This is a genomic window from Ornithinibacter sp. (genome assembly GCF_035443565.1).
Classification (GTDB): Bacteria; Actinomycetota; Actinomycetes; order Actinomycetales; family Dermatophilaceae; genus Fodinibacter.
In genome coordinates this window covers 1-2,742 of sequence record NZ_DAORSO010000220.1, presented here as the reverse complement: position 1 = coordinate 2,742, position 2,742 = coordinate 1, and the positions used below count along the sequence as shown (strand labels likewise).

Annotated in this window: 1 protein-coding gene; it reads left to right on the top strand. The window is 70.9% G+C overall.

Features of this window, described 5'->3' with window-relative positions; all coding sequences use genetic code 11:
- Nucleotides 1-266: 266 nt before the first annotated feature.
- The coding region (locus PLL68_RS13615; RefSeq protein ID WP_324534969.1) for a S8 family serine peptidase at nt 267-2,742 on the top strand (2,476 nt) is incomplete at its 3' end.

Genomic DNA, 2,742 nt, shown 5'->3' with positions numbered 1-2,742 from the left:
GCGGTGGGAGCGCCTCGTGGGAGAGTTCGCCGCCCCGTGAGGCAGACCACCACGGCCTGAATCCAGCCCTGTCGAGCATGTGTCCAGTCCCGTCGAGCACGCGGCCGGGGGCCCCTTCGGGGGACATGTTGCGTCAGGTGGGCTCATAGTCATTTCGGGCTATGTCCCGCCCCGGGCCACAGGTATAGCGTGCGCGAGGGTGCCGCTGGGGCCCCGCAGGTGCCTCGGGGTCGCCCCCTCGGGGCTCGTCCGCCCGGAGGAAGCACGTGGCACGACACACCTCGTCCATCCGTCCGTTCGCGGTGACCACCGCGGTCATCGCCGTCGTGCTCGCGGGAGGTCTGGCCAGCACCGCGCAGGCGGCGCCGGCAGCGGGCTCCACGCCCGACCCCTCGAGATTCACGGCGACCCCGATCACGGCGGTCGAGTCCCAGTTCGACGTCCCGAAGTCGGCAAGCGGCAAGGCCGCCCAGAGCGACCCGGCGCTGCTCAAGCGCACGGATGACGCCGTGGTGGGCGTGATGGTCAAGCTCGACATCGACCCCGTCGCGTCGTACGCGGGCGGGATCAAGGGGCTGAAGGCGACCAGCCCCGCCGCCACCAAGAAGCCCCTCAAGGCGAACAAGGCGGCTGTCGCGGCCTACACCAAGCACGCGAACGCGGTGGTGGCTGCCGCGGCCCAGGACATCAAGAAGGCCGTTCCGGCCGCGAAGGTCGGGCGCTCGTTCACCACGGCCTTCGGCGGTGTCGCGGTGCGGCTGCCCGCCAACAAGGCCAAGGACCTCCTGGCCGTCGACGGCGTGGTCGCCGTGCAGAGCGACACCCTCGAGCAGCTGCAGACCGACTCCTCGCCGCGGTTCGTCGGGGCGACGAAGGTGTGGCCATCCCTCGGTGGGTCGAGCACTGCCGGGGAAGGCGTGCTCGTCGGCGTCCTGGACTCGGGCATCTGGCCCGAGCACCCCTCGTTGGCCGACCCGGGCATCGACCCCCCGGATGGTGGGCCGTTCGCGTGTGAGTTCGGGGACGGCAGTGCCGATCTGGGCGCACAGTTCGAGTGCAACGACAAGCTCGTCGGTGCGCACGTGTTCCTCGACACCTACCTCGCAGTGACCGGGGCGGTCCCGGGCGAGTACTGCAACGGCAGCGTCTGCTCGGCCCGTGACGCCGACGGCCACGGCACGCACACGGCGACCACTGCGGCCGGTAGCCCGGTCGCCAGCGCCAAGGTCTTCGGGGTCGAGCGTGGGCCGGTGAGCGGAATCGCGCCTGGCGCCTCGGTCATCGCCTACCGAGTGTGCCTCGACCAGGGCTGCTACGGCTCGGACTCCGTGGACGCCATCCAGCAGGCCATCGTCGACGGCGTCGACGTCATCAACTTCTCGATCAGTGGTGGCGCCAACCCCTACAACGATCCGGTGGAACTGGCCTTCCTCGACGCCACCGCGGCCGGGATCAGCGTCAACGCCTCCGCCGGCAACGACGGCCCGGGCGCAGCCACCGCCAACCACGGCGGTCCGTGGGTGACCACCGTCGGTGCGTCGACGTCCGACCGCCACTTCGAGTCCACGCTCACCCTCACCGCCGGCAACCGCGACACGTTCAGCAAGGTGGGCTCGACGATCACGGCGGGCGTGGCCGGCATCCCCGTCGTCCTCGCCTCGCAGGTGCCCGGCTACACCGGTGGTGCCCTGTGCGAGAAGGCCTTTGCGGCCGGGTCGCTCAGCGGCAAGGTCGTCGTGTGCCAACGAGGCGTCAACGGCCGGGTCGAGAAGGGCTACTACGCCTCGCTCGGCGGCGCGAGCGGGATGATCCTGTTCAACTCCACGGCCAGCGACACCGAGACCGACAACCACTTCGTCCCGTCGGTCCACCTCGAGGGACCGAACGCCGATCTGCTCGCCTTCCTCGGGACCCACAGCGGGGTCACCGCCACGTGGGCGGCCGGCCAACCGGCGACGGTGCGGGGCGACGTCATGGCGGGCTTCAGCTCGCGCGGGCCGCTGGGTGACTTCCTCAAGCCTGACATCACCGCCCCCGGCGTGCAGATCCTCGCTGGGCACACCCCGACGCCGCTCACCTACAACGGCGGGCCCGAGGGTGAGCTGTTCCAGGCCATCGCCGGCACCTCGATGTCGAGCCCGCACCTGGCCGGTGCCTCGGCACTGGTCAAGGCGGCGCACCCGACCTGGACGCCCGGCCAGATCAAGTCGGCCCTCATGACGTCCTCGACGCAGGATGTGCTCAAGGAGGACGGCGTGACCCCGGCGGACCCGTTCGACCGCGGTGCCGGCTCGATGCGCGTCGATGCGGCCGTCGCGGCCGTCGCCACGATCAGCGAGACCCCCGAGAACCTCTTCGGGATCGCTGCCATGGACCGGGTCGACCTCAACCTGCCGAGCATCCAGGCCAGCCCACTGCCCGGGGCCATCACCACGCAGCGGACCCTCACCAACACGACGACGCGTGCCCAACCGTTCAAGGCCAGCACCACGGGTGCCAAGGGCCTGAAGATCAGCGTGTCGCCGAGCTCGTTCTCCGTGCCGGCCGGTGGGACGCGCACGATCACGATCACCATCGACGGCACGGCCGCCCCCGCCGGCTGGGCCTTCGGGCAGGTGACGCTCGCCTCCACGAACGGGAGGGGGCAGAGCATCGTGCTCCCGGTGACCGCACGCGTGGCCGACAGTGTCGTCCCGATGACGCACACCTGCGAGCCGACCGACCTGGCGCGCAACCAGGACG